Here is a 17230-nt window from a genome sequence, read left to right as displayed (position 1 = left end):
TCGCTGCCGTGCCGTTCAGGCGCGGCTACGCGTCAAAGACGGGGGAACCGTCAGAGACACAGGACGATGCTGGCGTCACTCCAGCAAAGGAGCAGGCTCGCGAGGCTGCCGCCGCCACCGCCGCCGCCACCGGTCATCTCTTCGGATTCCATGCTCTGCAGGTCGAGAAGTGCCATGGTCTTGCCTCTCTCTTGGGGGATTTGGTATCTCCGAGCGGTTGTGTCACGACCCCGCTGCGTCACGGGACCGGCTCTGGGGCCGCCTGGGCGGCGGCAGGAAGGGGACGTGCGCTCCGCTGTCGCCGAGCGCGCTGGAGAGCGCGAGCAGACAGCCGGCCGTCCCGGTGTTCAGGTCCATCGACAGGCGCAGCATCTGGTGGCCGGGGAAGGCGAGTTGTCCGTCGTAGGCCATGGAGAACCAGCCGAGCGCGTCGATCTGCGCCGCCACGTCCTCGGGGGTGATGCCGGGCGTGGTGCTGCGGTTGACGTGCAGCAGCAGTCCCGCCCGCCCCTGGAAGAGGCCCGGCTGCACGCAGAAGCGGGAGCGCGCGGCGGCCAGGACGGCAGGCCGCACCGCCTCGAACGCGGCGTCGTCGCGGTGCGCGAGGTAGTCGTCGATCACCATGCCGATGCCGACGCTGCCGTCACCGAGGTAGGGCATGGTGCGCCAGCCCTCGTTGACGGCGAGGCTGCCGTCCCGCTCCTGGGTCACGCACTGGGCGAGGTCCGCGCGCAGGGCCCGTGCCGCAAGGTCGAGGAGGGCGGGGTCGCCGTTCCTCTCGTACAGGCGCAGGAAGAGCAGGGCGGGTCCGGTGGCGCCGCGCATCAGCCCGGCTCGGCGCCGCTCGCCCTTCTCGGGTGCGCCGTCGACGGTGATCCGCTCGCCCAGCAACTCGGCTGCCCGCAGGGCGTGTTGGCCGAGCTCGTGCTCGCCGGTGCTGTGCGCGAGGGCGTCGAGGGCGAGGCCGAGTCCGGCGAGGCCGCCGTACAGGTCGGAGGGGAGCCGCTCCCAGTTCTCCTGGAGGACGAGGCCCGTCAGGTCCAGGGCGCGAGTGCGGTGACCGAGCCGGTCGAGTACGTGGGCGACGCCCGCGAGTCCGTCGTACAGGCCGAACGGTGTGCCGCGCGGTGCGGGGTCGATGTGCTTCAGGAGCCAGCGCTCGCCTTCCTCGTAGCGCTCGGCGCCGCTCTCGGCGAGGGCGAGCAGCACGCCGGCCGCGCCGTGCGCGAGGCCGAGGCCGCCGCCCTCGGCGAACTGCGCGATGTCACCGGGGAAGAGCCGGTCGTCGCGCTCGGGCGTCGCGCAGGCCAGGATGGCCTTGATCATCGAGTCCCTGCTGTGCGGCCACTCGGCGGGGTCGACCAGTGGTGCGGCCGCCCCTGCCGAGGGCCTGGTGGCGCCGGTCCCGCCCCCCTTCAGGACGCCCCCCTCCAGGGCCTCCGCGTCTCCCGCTCCGGTGACCGGCGCCGGCTGATCCCCGTCGGTCCGCTCGCGTGTGTCGCGCTCGATCTCCGCCACGGCCTCGGCGAGGAACTCCTTCGGCACATCGGGGAATTCGGCAGCGATCACCTGCGCGAAGTGCGCGGCCTTGCCCCGGTCGATGGAGAGGAGCGAGGTGATCGGCAGGAAGAGGGCGAGCCGGAGACAGGCCAGGGCGTAGCGGTCGATGTCGGTGCCGGTGCGGTCCGGTGGCGCGAGGAATCCGGGGTGGGCGACGACCTGGCGGCCGCGGTCCCCGACGGATGCCGCCGCCTCGAAGTCGAGGAGGGAGACGGACTGTTCGTCGGGGGCGACCATGATGTTGAAGAGGTGCAGGTCGTTGAAGACGACGCCGCGTTCGTGCACGGCGGCGACGGCCTCCTCGACGGCGGCGTGCATGCGCAGCGCCCAGGCCGTGTACGTGGCGATGGCCGCGTCGTCCGGTTCGCTGGTGCACAGCGGATGCCGGTGCGCGAAGAAGGAGTTGAGGGTCGAGCCCTCCAGGAAGTCCATGACGAGGAAGCGGTGGTCACCGAGGAGGAACCAGTCGCGGACCTCGGGGGCCACGCCGAGCCCGGAGAGCTTCTCCAGGGCGGCCTTCTCGCGTTCGAGGCGGGCCACGGCGTCGGCGCCGTCGGAGGCGAGGCCGGCGTGCGGGCGGCCCTCCTTGAGGACGACCTTGCGGCCGTCGCGGGTGTCGGTGCCGGAGTAGACCCCGCCGCCGTTGGAGAAGTGGAGGGCCTTCTCGATGCGGTACGGAAGGTCGCCGACGGTGGTCGTGTTGCGGGCCGCGAGCGCCGGTTCGAGGAAGGCGGGCAGCTTCACCCAGGAGGGGACCTTGAAGGTGGGCTCGCGCGAGTCGGGCACGAGCCGCCCCTGGTCGTCCTCGACGGCGGGGACGAGCGTGCCCTTGCCGTTGTCGCACATGCGCCGGGTGAAGGCGCCGTACCTGACGTACAGCGGGCCCTCCCGCCAGCGCAGGTCGGTGAGGATGTAGGGGCCTTCGAACCCTCCGAGGAGCTCGCCCAACTCGGCGAGGACCAGCTGCAGTTGCTCCTCGTCGGCCGGGTAGACGGTGACGGCCTTGCCGCTGTTGTCGCGCCCGGCGTACTTGCTGTTGCGCAGGTGCAGCAGGTGCCTGGCCGGCACGAGCTTGAAGGGGACGGCGCGCGGCACGCAGTAGTCCCACACGATCGCCGCGACGCGGTCGGCGTTCTGCAGCGTGGCGGAGACATGGATCTTCCAGCCCTGCTGGGGCGCGGGGCGCGGGGTCCCCGCGTCGTCGACCGGGACGAAGGAGAGCCAGTCGCCGAAGCGGCCGGAGCGCCATCCTTCGGGGACCGGGCGCTGGGTCACGGGGAACTCGGGGGCGCCCGCGGCGCCCGCCGACGACAGCCGGTCCGGGGTCTCGTAGAAGTGTCTGTCGGCCAGACAGTAGACCTCGTACCGCTTGTCCATGGTGTCCCCTCTCCGCACGGCGTGGCAGAGAGATTTCCAGGGCTCAAAGGGACGGAACAGTCACGAGTGTCATCGGATCACCGTGCGGAACGCATGCGTAAAGTCGCGTTCGCTCCTGTTCGAGCACACAGGATATCCACGGATCGCACACATGGCGACGCCCGCGTCGCCATCGGGCGAAATCGACGCGGGCGCACGGGAGTCGGCTAGTCCTCCGGCGGGAAGACGACCTCCCCGCTGTCGGCCAGCGTGATCGTGATCGCTTCGACCGGGCAGCCCTCGGCGGCCTCCAGGACCTTTTCGTTGGCGTCGGTCTCGGGGGCGGTGGGGTGCGACTGGCGGGCGGTGTCCAGGGTGAACCCGCCCGGCGCGGTGAGCACGCACATCCCCGAGCCGATGCAGACCGAGCGGTCGACCTCGACGTGCCAGCGGTCGCCCATCAGGCACCACTCCCCTCATAGCCCGCCGGGAGGTGGATCATCTTGTGCTCGAAGTACTCGCCGTACCCCTCGGGCCCGAACTCCCTGCCGAGGCCGGAGTTCTTGTAGCCACCGAAGGGGCCGAGCATGTCCAGGCTGAAGGTGTTCACGGAGTACGTTCCCGTGCGCACCCGGCGCGCGACGTCGATGCCCCGCTCGACGTCGGCCGTCCAGACACTGCCGCTGAGTCCGTAGTCGGAGTCGTTGGCGATCTTCACGGCCTCGCTCTCGTCGCCGTACGGCAGAAGGCAGATGACGGGCCCGAAGATCTCCTCACGGGCGATGCGCATCGAGTTGTCGACGCCGCCGAAGAGGGTCGGCTCGACGTACCAGCCCTGGTCGAGGCCGGCCGGACGGCCGCCGCCCGCAAGGATCTTGGCGCCCTCCTCCTGGCCGATGCGGATGTAGTCGAGCGACCTGCGCTGCTGCCGCTGGGCGACGAGCGGGCCGAGTTCGGTGGCGGGGTCGAGGGGGTCGCCGACCTTGAGCGCGGAGGCGGCGGCGGCGAAGGCCTCGGCGAACTCGTCGTACCGCGTGCGCGGCACGAGGATGCGGGTCTGGGCCACGCAGGCCTGGCCGTTGATCATCCAGGCGAAGGGCGTGATGCCCGCGACGGCACTCGCCGCGTCGGCGTCCGGCAGGATCACCGCGGCCGACTTGCCGCCCAACTCCAGTGTCACGCGCGTCAGATTGCGTGCCGCGACCTCCATCACGCGCTTGCCCGCGGCGACGGACCCCGTGAAGGAGACCTTGTCGACGCCCGGGTGCCCGACGAGGTACTCGCTGACCTCTCGGTCGGCGGAGATGACGGAGAGCACCCCCTCGGGCAGACCGGCCTCGGCGGCGAGCTCCGCGAGGATGTAGGCGTCCAGGGGCGCCTCCGGCGAGGTCTTCAGGATCACCGGGCAGCCGGCGAGCAGCGCGGGCGCGAGCTTGGCGGCCGCGGTGAACTGCGGGACGTTCCAGGGCACGACGGCCGCGACGACGCCGACCGGCTCGCGCCGCACGAGCAGTTTGCCGAGGACTCCGTCGCGCCGCTCCTCGTACGTGAAGTCGCGGGCGACGGTGATCGCCGCGTCCCACACCATCATCGCGGCCAGCGCCTGCACCATCACACTGGCGGTATAGGGGGTGCCGTTCTCGGAGCTGATGACGCGGGCGATCTCCTCATGGCGTACGGCGAACCCGTCCTTGATCTTGGTGATGACCTCGATCCGCTCGTCCAGGGTCATGCGCGGCCAGGGCCCGTCGTCGAATGCCTTGCGGGCGGTGGCGACGGCCCGGTCCACGTCGGCGGGGGCCGCGTGCGGCACGCGGGCGAAGACCTTTCCGGTGTGCGGGGAGACGACGTCGATGACGCCCCTGCCGAGCGGGTCCACCAACTCCCCGCCGATGAACAGCTGTCCGTGTTCCACGAGCTCGGTCATGGCTGACTGCCTCCTGCGGAGCGCTTCCTGACACCGTTTCAGAACTGATACCAGTTCTAGTTGGAGGAGTCCACGGGCGGAACGGGCAACTCATCGGCAGGTCGGTCGACTTGGGCTACTAATGGAACTAGTTCTAGTTATAGTGACGGGCAGACGGCGGTACGACGGGCAGCAGACGGCAGCGGAGAGACGAGGCGCCCATGACGCAGGTGAGCGGCACCCGGCCGAGCGGCCCGCCGGTGATCGAGCACGGCGGCGGCGTGTGGAGCGTCAAGGTCCCGATCCCGGACAACCCCCTCGGCTTCACCCTCGTCCACCTCCTGGACACCGACAGCGGCCCGGTCCTGATCGACACCGGCTGGGACGACCCGACGTCCTGGGAGACCCTGACCGCCGGGCTCGACGCGTGCGGCGTCGCGGTCGGCGACGTGCACGGCGTGGTCATCACGCACCACCACCCCGACCACCACGGCCTGTCCGCGAAGGTCCGCGAGGCGTCCGGGGCGTGGATCGCCATGCACGAGGCCGACGCCTCCGTGGTGCGCCGCACCCGCTCCAACCCGCCCACCCGTCACCCGGCCACCACCCCTCAAGGACAGCCCTCCGGGCCGACACCTGCTGATCGCTGGTACGCGTACATGGTCGACAAGCTCACCGCCGCGGGCGCCCCCGCCGACCACCTCGCCCCGCTGGTCCGCGCCAGGGACGAGGGCCGCCCCCGAAAGCTCCCGGGCCTGCGCCCCGCCCTGCCCGACCGTGGCATCACCCCGGGCGAACTCCTCGCCCTACCGGGCCGCCGCCTGCGCGCGATCTGGACGCCCGGCCACACGCCGGGCCACGTCTGCCTGCACCTGGAGGAGGAGCACCCGTCCGGCCTGCGGGGCAACGGCCGCCTCTTCTCCGGGGACCACCTGCTGCCCGGCATCACCCCGCACATCGGCCTGTACGAGGACCCCGACAACGACACGGTGACCGATCCCCTCGGCGACTACCTCGACTCCCTGGAACGGGTCGGCCGCCTGGACCCGGCCGAGGTCCTGCCCGCCCACCAGCACGCGTTCACCGACGCCCCGGCCCGCGTCCGAGAACTCCTGGCCCACCACGAGGACCGCCTGACGGGCCTCCTCACCCTGCTCACCACTCCACTGACCCCCTGGCAGCTCGCCGCCCACATGGAGTGGAACCGCCCCTGGGCCGAGATCCCCTACGGCTCGCGCAACATCGCGGTCTCGGAGGCGGAGGCCCATGTGCGCCGCCTGGTGAAGCTCGGGCGCGCGGAGGCGGTGGCGGGGAGCGATCCGGTGACGTACGTGGCGGTGTGAGGGCGGCGTACGTGACGGTCCGAGGGCGGCGTACGTGGCGGTGTGAGGGCGCCGGGCCGTGTTCGCGCAGGCCGGTGCTTCGACCGGGCCGGTAGAGTGAGCGGGTCGTCCTCACGCCCGTACTGGGGGAAGCCGGTGCGAATCCGGCGCTGACCCGCAGCCGTGTACGCCGCATCCCGCGGTACAGCCGGAATGCCCGGTCCGGAACGTGACCGGCTCGCTTCATCGGGACCTCCGATGAGCGGCACCGTCGAGGTATACGGAGCCGGAGCCGCCCGGAAGCCGTGCTCGCAACGGTCCGTGCCGCCCCGCTCCCCGCAGGGAGAGGCAACCCGCCGCATCATGAACGTTCGCCGCAGCGCAGCGGTCCTGGCCGCCGTCGCCGTGCTGGGTTCGGCCGGCGCACCGGCCGCCCTCGCGGACGACGCGTCGCCGTCGCCCTCGACCGCGCTCCCCTCCGGTCTGTACGGCGCGTCCGACCCCCAGTACGACGGGGTCTTCCGGCAGTCGTACGCCCTGCTCGCCCAGGACGCCGTGGGCGTGAAGCCCGCCACGAAGGCCGTCGACTGGCTGACCGGGCAGCAGTGCGCGAGCGGCGGCTTCGCCGCCTACCGCGCGGACGCGTCCACGCCGTGCAACTCCAAGACCGCCGTCGACAGCAACTCCACCGCCGCCGCCGTGCAGGCCCTCGCCGCGCTCGGCGGCCAGGACAAGACGGTCGAGAAGGGCGTCGACTGGCTGAAGTCCGTGCAGCGCACGGACGGCGGCTGGGGGTACAACCCCGGCCTGCCCTCGGACGCCAACTCCACCGGCATCGTCGTCGGCGCGCTCGTCGCGGCCGGCGAGAACCCCGCGAACGTGAAGTCCCAGGACGGCAAGTCCGCCTACGACGCGCTGCCGAAGCTCGCCCTGGACTGCGGCAAGGACGGCGGCGCCTTCGGACTCATGGACACCAATTCCAAGAAGCTCCTCCCGAACGCGGACGCCACCGCGGCCGGCGTGCTCGGCAGCCTCGGCAAGGGCCTGGTCGTGGAGCCCGCCAAGAAGGCCGCGACCGACGCCCCCAAGTGCGCGAAGCCGGACACCGCCGCGCAGGCCGCGAGCAACGGCACCGGCTATCTGCTCGACACCCTCGGCAAGACCGACGACCACCTGATGGGCGCCAGCGACGTGCCGGACCTCGGCAACACCACGGACGCCGTGGTCGCCCTCGCCGCCGCCGGGCAGAACGAGCAGGCCGAGAAGTCCGCCGAGTGGCTCTCGAAGAACTCCGCCGACTGGGCGAAGAAGGGCGGCCCCGCCGCCTACTCCCAGCTGATCTTCGCCGCCCACGCCACGGGCATGGACCCGCGCGACTTCGGCGGCGCCGACCTCGTCAAGCAGCTGAACGCCACGGGCCCCGCGCCGCAGACCTCCTCCGAGTCCCCGTCCGCGTCGGACAAGGACGAGAAGAAGGACGACGGCGGCGTGAGCATCTGGTGGATCATCGGCGTCGGCATGGTCGCCGGCATCGGCATCGGCTTCCTGTTCAGCGGCAACCGCAAGAAGAAGCAGCTGTGACGCGGGGCCCTGTGCGTCCGAAGCGGGGCCGCGCATGGCGCGGGCGCCTGGCGGTCGGGGCGTTCGTCGCCGCCCTGCTCGGCGTCCTCGCCGCCGTGCCCGCGCAGGCCGCCGGCTACCGGTACTGGTCGTTCTGGGACCGGGACGGCGACACCTGGACGTACGCCAGCCAGGGGCCGGGCACCGCACGGCCCGGCGACGGCGACGTGCAGGGCTTCCGCTTCTCGGTATCCGAGGACTCCAAGGACTCCGCGAAGCCGCGCGGCCCCGCGGACTTCGAGGACATCTGCGCGAGCACCCCGGCCAAGGACGGCCGCAAGCGCGTCGCGCTGGTCATCGACTTCGGGCTGCCGAAGGACGCCCCCGAGGGGGAGGAGCCGCCCGCGCCGCGGACGGCCTGCGCGCAGGTCGCCGAGGACGCCACCAGCGCGGACGCCCTGGCCGCCGTCGCCGAGCCGCTGCGCTACGACAACAACGCGCTGCTGTGCGCCATCGACGACTACCCGAAGTCGGGCTGCGGCGACCAGGTCTCCGGTGACGGCTCCGCACGCAAGGAGACGGCGAAGGCGGACTCCGACAAGAGCGGCGGCCACGGCGGGCCCTCCGTCGGTCTGATCGCCGGGGGCGCCGCGGTCGTGCTGCTCGGCGGAGCCGCGATCTGGCAGGCCCGGCGCCGCCGCGGCTGACGCGGCACCGGCACACCGGAACACCGGAACACGGACAGCACGATGACGGACCACGGCAGCGGCACGCCCCGCCTCCTGAGGCGGCGCCTCGCCCCCGAGGCGCACCGGAGCAACGCCCTGCACCCCGGCGCCTGGTGGATCTGGGCGCTCGGCCTCGGCACCGCGGCGTCGCGGACGACCAACCCGCTGCTGATCGGGCTGCTGATCGGCGTCGCGGGCTATGTCGTGGCGGCGCGGCGCACGAACGCGCCGTGGGCCAAGTCGTACGGCGCGTTCGTGAAGCTCGGTCTTGTCGTGATCGGCATCCGGCTGGTCTTCGCGATCGTGCTCGGCTCGCCGATCCCCGGCACGCACACGGTCATGACGCTGCCCGAGGTCCCGCTGCCCGACTGGGCGAAGGGCGTCCGGATCGGCGGCCGGGTCACCGCGGAGGGCCTGCTCTTCGCGCTCTACGACGGCATCAGGCTCGCGGGCCTGCTGATCTGCGTCGGCGCCGCGAACGCCCTGGCCAGCCCGGCGCGGCTGCTCAAGTCGCTGCCGGGAGCGCTGTACGAGGCCGGGGTCGCCGTCGTCGTGGCGATGACCTTCGCGCCGAACCTCATCACCGACGTCCAGCGGCTGCGGGCCGCGCGGCGCCTGCGCGGGCGGCCCGACCACGGGATGCGCGGGCTGCTGCAGGTCGGACTCCCGGTCCTGGAGGGCGCGTTGGAGCGGTCGGTCGCGCTGGCCGCCGCGATGGACGCGCGGGGGTTCGGGCGCACCGCCGCCGTTCCTGTCGGCGTGCGCAGGGCGACGGCCGTGCTGACGCTCGGCGGCCTGATGGGCGTGTGCGTGGGGACGTACGGACTGCTGACCGCGCAGGGTGCCTCCTACGGGCTGCCCGTCCTGGCCGCCGGTCTGCTCGCCGCGCTCGCGGGGCTGCGGCTCGGCGGCCGCCGCTCCCTGCGCACCCGCTACCGGCCCGACCCGTGGGGCGTGCGCGCCTGGCTCGTCGCGGGGTCGGGGGTCGCGGTCGCGGGGCTGATGATCTGGGCCGCGTCGTACGACCTCGCCGCCCTGCACCCCGGTGTCGTCCCGCTGGTCGCGCCGGAGCTGCCGCTGTGGCCCGCGCTCGCGGTGCTCGTGGGGCTGCTGCCCGCCTTCGTGGCGCCGGTGCCCGCGCGTCCCGAGCGGCAGGAGCCCGCGCCGGAGGAGCCCGCGCCCGTCCCCCTGACGAAGCCCTCGCCCGCCGCCTGGCGCACGGCGGTCGCGCCGTCCCCCGCCGACGCGTCGGTCCGCGTGCCCTCCGAGTCCCCCGTCCCCGTACCCCCCGAGGAACCGTCATGATCCGCTTCGAGGACGTCTCGGTGACCTACGAGGGAGCGCCGGGGCCCACCGTCCGCGAGGTCGACCTCACCGTCCCCGAGGGCGAACTCGTGCTGCTCGTCGGGCCGTCCGGAGTCGGCAAGTCGACGCTGCTCGGCACGGTCAGCGGGCTCGTGCCGCACTTCACCGGGGGCACCCTGCGCGGCCGCGTGACCGTGGCGGGGCGCGACACCCGTACGCACAAGCCGCGCGAACTCGCCGACGTGGTCGGCACGGTGGGCCAGGACCCGCTCTCGCACTTCGTCACGGACACGGTCGAGGACGAGCTGGCGTACGGCATGGAGTCGCTCGGCCTCGCCCCGGACGTGATGCGCCGCCGCGTCGAGGAGACCCTGGACCTGCTCGGCCTCGCCGATCTGCGCGACCGTCCCATCGCGACGCTCTCCGGCGGCCAGCAGCAGCGCGTCGCGATCGGTTCCGTGCTCACCCCGCACCCCCGGGTCCTCGTCCTCGACGAGCCGACCTCCGCGCTCGACCCGGCCGCCGCCGAAGAGGTCCTGGCCGTGCTGCAGCGGCTCGTCCACGACCTGGGCACGACGGTCCTGATGGCCGAGCACCGCCTGGAGCGGGTCGTGCAGTACGCGGACCAGGTGCTGCTCCTCGGGGCGCCCGGCGAGCCGCCGGTGCTCGGCGACCCGGCCGCGCTGATGGCCCGCTCCCCCGTGTTCCCGCCGGTCGTCGCGCTCGGCAGGATCGCGGGCTGGTCGCCGCTGCCGCTGACCGTGCGGGACGCGCGGCGCAGGGCGGGCGCGCTGCGGGAGCGGCTCGCACAGGCCGCACCGCGCCGGGAGAGGCCGGCGGAACCGGCCCCGGAGCGAGCGGCGGGCCGCAGGCCCAGGCTGCGCAAGGACCGTACGCCCGACGAGGCGACGGCCGCCGCCGTCTCCCGCCTCGCCGTGCGCCGCGGCCGCGTCGAGGCGCTGCGCCACGTCGACCTCACCGTCACGCCCGGCGAGACCGTCGCGTTGATGGGCCGCAACGGCGCGGGGAAGTCCACGCTCCTGTCCACCCTGGTGGGCCTGCTCGAACCGACCTCGGGCACGGTCCGTGTCGGCGGCGCGGTCCCCCACCGCACCGCCCCGCGCAAGCTGATCCGGCACGTGGGCCTGGTCCCGCAGGAACCGCGCGACCTCTTGTACGCGGACACGGTGGCCGCCGAGTGCGCCGCCGCCGACCACGACGCGGGCGCCGAGCCCGGGGTGTGCCGCGCCCTGGTGAGCGAGCTGCTGCCGGGCATCGCGGACGACACGCACCCTCGCGACCTCTCCGAGGGCCAGCGGCTCGCGCTCGCCCTGGCGATCGTGCTGACGGCCCGCCCTCCCCTTCTCCTCCTGGACGAGCCGACCCGCGGTCTCGACTACGCGGCCAAGGCCCGCCTCGTCACGGTCCTGCGGGGGCTCGCCGCCGGGGGCCACGCCATCGTCCTCGCCACGCACGACGTGGAGCTGGCCGCCGAGATCGCGCACCGCGTGGTGATCCTCGCGGACGGCGAGATCGTCGCGGACGGCCCGACCGAGCAGATCGTGGTGTCATCGCCGTCCTTCGCGCCCCAGGTCACGAAGATCCTGGCACCGCAGGAGTGGCTGACGGTGGGGCAGGTGCGTCAGGCGCTCGGCGAGACGGAGGGTGGTGCGTCATGACGGCGGCCCCCCGGAAACCGGCACAGCCCCAGTCCCGCCCCGTCCGTCTCGGCCGCCGCTCGATCGCCGCGCTCGGCCTGGTCAGCGCCGTGGGCGTGGTCGCCTTCGGGTGGCCGCTGCTCGCGGGGCCGAACTCCGGGTTCGGCGAGCACGCGCAGGACGCGCCGTGGCTGTTCGCCGCGCTCCTTCCGCTGCTGCTCGCCGTGGTCGTGGCGACCATCGCGGACGTGGGGCTCGACGCGAAGGCCATCGCGATGCTCGGGGTGCTCGCCGCCGCGGGGGCGGCGCTGCGGCCGCTGGGCGCGGGCACGGCGGGCATCGAGCCGATGTTCTTCCTGATGGTGCTGAGCGGCCGGGTGCTCGGGCCCGGCTTCGGGTTCGTGCTCGGGGCGGTGTCGATGTTCGCCTCGGCGCTGCTGACCGGGGGCGTCGGGCCGTGGATGCCCTTCCAGATGCTCTCGATGGGCTGGGTCTGCATGGGGGCGGGGCTGCTGCCGGGCCCCGACACCCTGCGGGGGCGGCGTGAGCTGTGGCTCCTCGCGGCCTACGGGTCGGTGGCCTCGGTCCTGTACGGCACGGTCATGAACCTGCAGGGCTGGCCCTACCTCGGCGAGCTGGCCACCGGGGTCTCGTACGTGCCGGGCGCCCCCCTCGTGGAGAACCTCGGCCGCTTCATCGCGTACTGCCTGGCCACCTCGCTCGGCTGGGACCTGCCGCGGGCCGTCGTCACGGTCCTGCTGAGCCTCGCGCTCGGGCCGGCCGTCCTGAAGGCGCTGCGCCGGGCCACGCGCCGCGCCGCGTTCGAGGCGCCGGTCACATTCGAGGCGCCGAAGCCGTAGGGGGCCCGGCGCTCTCCGTTACATGGAGGGCCCGCAGCCGTGAGGCGGCCCACAGGACTTTGGTCCTCTACTACGGGGGTTCGTAGCACGCACGGCTTGACGTACATGCATCAATCGCCGCGCTGACCTGCGCATTGAGAGCCACGTCACACAACGGACATTCGGCGTGGGTGCGACTTCCACTAGTAAATGGGGTCATTGCGGCGACGTAACAGCCCTGCTTCTCTGGATGAGTCGCACGGCGCCGACGAGCCCACCCGGGCCTCGGCGCCGCCGCATGTCCCCCACGTTTCACGGCGTGCGCAGCGACAGCCCCGTCCCCCACCGGAAGGTCCTCTGTGTCCGCCTCGCTCATCCGCCGCATCGCTTCCCCGAAGAAGGCCCTCACCGGCGGCCTCGTCGCCGCTGCCGCCACCGGCATGGTCTTCGCCGCGGCCCCCGCTCAGGCAGCCACCCCGACCACCGCGAAGGCTGCCGCTCCGGCCGCCGCCCCCGCGTCCGCCCAGGCCATCGCCAAGCAGATGATCCCGGACCCGGCGCAGTACCAGGCGTTCAGCAACATCGTCGCCCACGAGAGCGGCTGGAACCACACCGCCACGAACTCCTCCTCCGGCGCCTACGGCCTGGTCCAGGCGCTGCCGGGCTCGAAGATGGCCTCGGCGGGCTCGGACTGGAAGACGAACCCCGCGACCCAGATCAAGTGGGGCCTCGACTACATGAACGACCGCTACGGCAGCCCCGTCGGCGCCTGGAACTTCTGGCAGTCGAACGGCTGGTACTGAGCCGCCGCATCCCGCCACCGAAAGAGGCGGCAACCCCTTCACGGGGATTGCCGCCTCTTTCGTGCGTCCGCCCCTCACCGGGTGGTGAACCACCGCGCGATCTTCGGCGCCGCCTTGCCGACCGACTCCATGTGCGGCACGTCCCCCTGGTCCAGGACCGGCGCCCGCACCCCGTGCGACGCCAGGTCCGCAGCGCAGCTGCGGGCGTTCCCCATGGGCACGTCGGTGTCGCCCCGCGCCGCGTACAGCCGCACCGGCACATCCGGCTTCCAGTCGCAGGCGCCGTCGTTCGCCTTCATCGCTCCCTTCAGGCCGCCCGTCGGATGCTTCAGACGCTCGTAGAAGGCGGGCGTGAGCAGCTGCTTCACCGTCCCGGGGAGCGCCGCGAAGACGTCGTCCTCGTCGTGGTTCCCGTCGAAGAGCTTCTCGATCCGGTCCGCGTAGGGGGCTCGGAACGCCTCGGACGGGTCCTCGTAGATCGGGTGCAGTCGGTTCTGGGCGACCAGGAAGTACGAGAGGTAGAAAATGCCGCTCAAGTCGTTGACGCGGCCGTCGTAAAGGGCGGGGACCTCCTCGCCGGAGAGGTCGTAGGGGCCGCTGACGGGAGCCACGGCCCGCAGCCTGAAGGGCGACCGCTCACCGCTCAGCTCCCGGGCGAGCGCCATCGCGACCTGGCCGCCCTGTGAGAAGCCGGTGAGGTAGACGTCGCCGGTCAGGGCCCTGCCCCGCCGATCCGCCGCGGCACGTGAGGCAAGCAGCATGTCCTCGGACGCGGTCACCGCCGAGCGCGTGTCCATGTACGGGTGGACGCCCGGCCCCTTGCCGAGCCCGAGGTAGTCCGGGGCGGCGACGGCCTTGCCCGCGGCGGCGTGCAGATAGGGGCCGAGCCGCCCGAAGTCCTCGCCGACGGAGGGCGCGTAGTCACGGTGGACCATGGTGCCGTGGGTGTCGGAGACGAGGCCGAGGCCCCGCCCTTCGGGCGTCTTGGGCAGCACGAACAGGCCGGTGGCGGTGGTGGGTTGCCCCCGCGGCCCGACGGTCCGATAGGTGAGGCGGTACGCCTTCACTCCGTACCGCACCGTCACCGTGTCGATCTCCGCCTCCGCCAGGAAGGCGGCGACCTCGGCACGGCTCAGATCGGCGACCGGGGCGACCTTCAACAAGGCACCCCGCTCGACACGCTGCGCGGCCTCGGGGCGCGCACCAGCGGACTGGGCCGCCTGCACGGCGGGCGCACCGGCAAGTCCGGCGAGCAGGAGCGCGGCGAGGGCAGCGCCCCCTCGCCGCGCAGAACGGGCGGAACGGGCGTGGCCAGGCATCGATTCGGTCATACCCTCGACGTTACGAAGGGCCCTGCCGCGCCGACATCCGAGAAGCCCCCGAGCCGGGGGTGTACCTACGGACACCGAATCCGGCCCGGCCGGGGGAGACCGATCCGGCCCGGCCGGAGGAGACCAGCCCGTCCCGCGTTCGAGGACGAACACGGCGAAGCCGGTGACGGCACCGGCCCCGGACTACAGCCGCTGCAAGATCGTCCCCGTCGCCACCGCGCCCCCCGCGCACATCGTCACCAGCGCGAACTCCTTGTCCCTGCGCTCCAGTTCATGCAGGGCGGTGGTGATGAGCCGCGCCCCCGTCGCCCCCACGGGGTGGCCGAGGGCGATCGCGCCGCCGTTCACGTTGACCTTCTCCAGGTCCTGCCCGAAGACCTGCGCCCAGCTCAGCACCACCGACGCGAAGGCCTCGTTGATCTCCACGATGTCGATGTCCTTCAGGGACATCCCGGCCTTGCCGAGCACCGCGCGCGTGGCGTCGATCGGACCGTCCAGGTGGAAGTGCGGGTCGGCGCCCACCAGCGCCTGCGCGACGATCCGCGCCCGCGGCTTCAGCTTCAGCGCCCGCGCCATCCGCTTGGACGCCCACATGATCGCCGCCGCGCCGTCCGAGATCTGCGAGGAGTTGCCCGCCGTGTGCACGGCGGTCGGCATGACCGGCTTGAGGCCACCGAGAGCCTCCATCGTCGTATCGCGCAGGCCCTCGTCCCGGTCGACGAGCCGCCACATGCCCTGCCCCGCGACCTGCTCCTCCTCGGTGGTGGGCACCTGCACGGCGAACGTCTCGCGTTTGAAGCGCTCCTCGGACCAGGCGGCCCCCGCACGCTCCTGCGAGATGAGGCCGAGCGAGTCCACGTTCTCGCGGGTCAGGCCGCGCTTGCGGGCGATGCGCTCGGCGGCCTCGAACTGGTTGGGCAGGTCGACGTTCCACTCGTCGGGGAAGGGCTTGCCGGGACCGTGCTTGGACCCCGAGCCGAGCGGCACCCGCGACATGGCCTCGACGCCGCAGCTGATGCCGATGTCGATGACGCCGGCCGCGACCATGTTGGCCACCATGTGGCTCGCCTGCTGCGAGGAGCCGCACTGACAGTCCACGGTGGTCGCCGCGGTCTCGTAGGGGAGCCCCATGGTGAGCCAAGCCGTGCGCGCGGGGTTCATGGACTGCTCGCCCGCGTGCGTCACCGTCCCGCCGACGATCTGTTCGACGCAGTCCGCGTGGATGCCGGTGCGGCCGAGGAGTTCACGATAGGTCTCACCGAGCAGATAGGCGGGGTGGAGATTGGCGAGCGCACCGCCGCGCTTGCCGATGGGCGTGCGTACTGCTTCGACGATGACGGGTTCCGCGGCCATGGGCTCGTCCTCTCCCTCCACGTCCCGCGAGCCGTCCCGGCGGCTCGCGGGAGGAACTAGTACGCGTTCTAGTTCTGCCCAGCAGTCTGCTGAGCGGGCCCCCGGCGCCGCAAGGGTCTTGCACGCACCTTGCGCAGAACCCGCACGCAATACGGCCGGTCATGGGCCTTGCCTCTTGTAGAACCCGTTACTACCTTTCGAGCCATCTCCTGATGGACCGTCAGAACTCAGCACACGCCTGGAGTTGCCGATGCCCTGTCCAGCGCTGCCCGACGGGTTCGACTTCACCGACCCCGACCTGCTCCAAGACCGCATACCCCTCCCGGAGTTCGCACAGCTGCGGCAGACGGAGCCGGTCCGCTGGATCGCCCAGCCGCCCCGGATCTCCGGCTTCGACGACGCGGGCTACTGGGCCGTGACGCGGCACGAGGACGTCAAGTACGTCTCCACGCACCCGGAGTTGTTCTCCTCCAACCTCAACACCGCGGTCATCCGCTTCAACGAGTCGATCAGCCGCGACCAGATCGAGGTCCAGAAGCTGATCATGCTCAACATGGACCCGCCCGAGCACACCCGGGTCCGCCAGATCGTGCAGCGCGGCTTCACGCCGCGCGCCATACGCTCGCTCGAAGAGGCGCTGCGCAACCGCGCCCGCTCCATCGTCGAGACCGCGCTGGAGAGCGCGGACGCGGAGGGCGCCTTCGACTTCGTGACGAACGTGGCCGTCGAACTCCCGCTGCAGGCCATCGCCGAGCTGATCGGCGTGCCCCAGGAGGACCGCTCCAAGATCTTCGACTGGTCCAACAAGATGGCGGCGTACGACGACCCGGAGTACGCCATCACCGAGGAGATCGGCGCAGAGGCGGCGATGGAGATCGTCGCGTACTCGATGAACCTCGCCGCGGCCCGCAAGGAGTGCCCGGCCAAGGACATCGTCAGCCAGCTGGTGGCCGCCGAGGACGAAGGCAACCTCTCCGGCGACGAGTTCGGCTTCTTCGTGATCCTGCTCGCGGTGGCCGGCAACGAGACCACCCGCAACGCCATCACCCACGGCATGCACGCCTTCCTCACCCACCCCGACCAGTGGGAGCTCTACAAGCGCGAGCGCCCCGAGACGACGGCGGAGGAGATCGTGCGCTGGGCGACCCCGGTGGTCTCCTTCCAGCGCACCGCCACCCAGGACACGGAACTCGGCGGCGCGCGGATCAAGAAGGGCGACCGCGTCGGCATCTTCTACTCCTCCGCCAACCACGACCCCGACGTCTTCGAGGACCCGGGCCTCTTCGACATCACCCGCGACCCCAACCCGCACCTGGGCTTCGGGGGCGGCGGCCCGCACTTCTGCCTCGGCAAGTCCCTCGCGGTCCTGGAGATCAACCTCATCTTCAACGCCATCGCGGACGCGATGCCGGGCCTGCGCCTGACCGGCGACCCGCGCAGGCTCCGCTCGGCCTGGCTCAACGGCGTCAAGGAGCTCCGGGTCAGCACGCGCTGACCCGCCTCCAGGGA

At 72.4% G+C, this 17230-nt stretch carries 14 protein-coding genes and 1 riboswitch; of the genes, 8 read left to right on the top strand and 6 right to left on the bottom strand.

Annotated features, from left to right (window positions below; genetic code table 11):
• Nucleotides 1-50: 50 nt before the first annotated feature.
• From AB0B50_RS15765 to AB0B50_RS15750, 4 genes are all read right to left on the bottom strand, one after another.
• On the bottom strand, nucleotides 51-176 hold the full coding sequence (locus AB0B50_RS15765) for a SapB/AmfS family lanthipeptide (RefSeq protein WP_362330915.1): 126 nt from the start codon (nucleotides 174-176) through the stop codon (nucleotides 51-53).
• A 46-nt stretch (nucleotides 177-222) separates the two neighbouring features.
• Nucleotides 223-2937, bottom strand: coding sequence for a class III lanthionine synthetase LanKC (lanKC, locus tag AB0B50_RS15760; protein ID WP_362330912.1), 2715 nt, complete (start codon nucleotides 2935-2937; stop codon nucleotides 223-225).
• Between the two features lie 206 nt (nucleotides 2938-3143).
• Nucleotides 3144-3377: a ferredoxin gene (locus tag AB0B50_RS15755; RefSeq protein WP_069885516.1), complete on the bottom strand. Its 234-nt coding sequence runs from the start codon at nucleotides 3375-3377 to the stop codon at nucleotides 3144-3146.
• The gene (locus AB0B50_RS15750) at nucleotides 3377-4843 is read right to left on the bottom strand and encodes an aldehyde dehydrogenase (protein ID WP_362330909.1); all 1467 of its coding nucleotides are present in this window, start codon (nucleotides 4841-4843) and stop codon (nucleotides 3377-3379) included. Before AB0B50_RS15750 ends, AB0B50_RS15755 begins: the two co-directional genes overlap by 1 nt.
• A 200-nt stretch (nucleotides 4844-5043) precedes the next feature.
• Here AB0B50_RS15750 and AB0B50_RS15745 point away from each other — a divergent pair, with 200 nt between their 5' ends.
• From AB0B50_RS15745 to AB0B50_RS15715, 7 genes are all read left to right on the top strand, one after another.
• The gene (locus tag AB0B50_RS15745; protein WP_362330906.1) at nucleotides 5044-6165 is read left to right on the top strand and encodes an MBL fold metallo-hydrolase; all 1122 of its coding nucleotides are present in this window, start codon (nucleotides 5044-5046) and stop codon (nucleotides 6163-6165) included.
• A gap of 125 nt (nucleotides 6166-6290) precedes the next feature.
• A riboswitch (cobalamin riboswitch) is annotated at nucleotides 6291-6363 on the top strand.
• Nucleotides 6364-6507: 144 nt separating this feature from the next.
• Nucleotides 6508-7725, top strand: a complete 1218-nt coding sequence (locus tag AB0B50_RS15740) for a prenyltransferase/squalene oxidase repeat-containing protein (RefSeq protein WP_362330903.1) — start codon at nucleotides 6508-6510, stop codon at nucleotides 7723-7725.
• A 47-nt stretch (nucleotides 7726-7772) separates the two neighbouring features.
• Nucleotides 7773-8411 (top strand): SCO2322 family protein, encoded by a 639-nt coding sequence (locus AB0B50_RS15735; RefSeq protein WP_362331627.1) that lies wholly within the window; start codon nucleotides 7773-7775, stop codon nucleotides 8409-8411.
• 42 nt (nucleotides 8412-8453) lie between these two features.
• Nucleotides 8454-9737: an energy-coupling factor transporter transmembrane component T gene (locus AB0B50_RS15730; RefSeq protein WP_362330900.1), complete on the top strand. Its 1284-nt coding sequence runs from the start codon at nucleotides 8454-8456 to the stop codon at nucleotides 9735-9737.
• Nucleotides 9734-11416 carry an ATP-binding cassette domain-containing protein gene (locus AB0B50_RS15725; protein ID WP_362330898.1) on the top strand — a complete coding sequence of 561 codons (1683 nt, stop codon included), beginning with the start codon at nucleotides 9734-9736 and terminating at the stop codon, nucleotides 11414-11416. The genes AB0B50_RS15730 and AB0B50_RS15725 overlap by 4 nt, the downstream gene beginning before the upstream one ends.
• Nucleotides 11413-12255, top strand: a complete 843-nt coding sequence (locus AB0B50_RS15720) for an ECF transporter S component (protein ID WP_362330895.1) — start codon at nucleotides 11413-11415, stop codon at nucleotides 12253-12255. Before AB0B50_RS15725 ends, AB0B50_RS15720 begins: the two co-directional genes overlap by 4 nt.
• Before the next feature lie 338 nt (nucleotides 12256-12593).
• The gene (locus AB0B50_RS15715; RefSeq protein ID WP_362330892.1) at nucleotides 12594-13037 is read left to right on the top strand and encodes a transglycosylase SLT domain-containing protein; all 444 of its coding nucleotides are present in this window, start codon (nucleotides 12594-12596) and stop codon (nucleotides 13035-13037) included.
• Between the two features lie 74 nt (nucleotides 13038-13111).
• On the opposite strand, the gene AB0B50_RS15710 is transcribed toward AB0B50_RS15715, so the two are convergent.
• Together AB0B50_RS15710 and AB0B50_RS15705 are read right to left on the bottom strand one after the other, a co-directional pair.
• Nucleotides 13112-14368, bottom strand: coding sequence for an alpha/beta hydrolase (locus AB0B50_RS15710; RefSeq protein WP_362330889.1), 1257 nt, complete (start codon nucleotides 14366-14368; stop codon nucleotides 13112-13114).
• 183 nt (nucleotides 14369-14551) lie between these two features.
• Entirely contained in the window at nucleotides 14552-15721 is a 1170-nt protein-coding gene (locus AB0B50_RS15705; protein ID WP_362330886.1) for a steroid 3-ketoacyl-CoA thiolase, read from the bottom strand.
• A gap of 250 nt (nucleotides 15722-15971) precedes the next feature.
• On the opposite strand from AB0B50_RS15705, the gene AB0B50_RS15700 reads away from it, so the two are divergent.
• Nucleotides 15972-17216: a cytochrome P450 gene (locus AB0B50_RS15700; RefSeq protein WP_362330883.1), complete on the top strand. Its 1245-nt coding sequence runs from the start codon at nucleotides 15972-15974 to the stop codon at nucleotides 17214-17216.
• Nucleotides 17217-17230 lie beyond the last annotated feature (14 nt).

The organism is Streptomyces sp. NPDC041068 (genome assembly GCF_040647455.1).
Lineage (GTDB): Bacteria > Actinomycetota > Actinomycetes > Streptomycetales > Streptomycetaceae > Streptomyces.
Note: the sequence above shows the minus strand (reverse complement) of the source record. Positions and strands in the feature narration are given on the sequence as shown.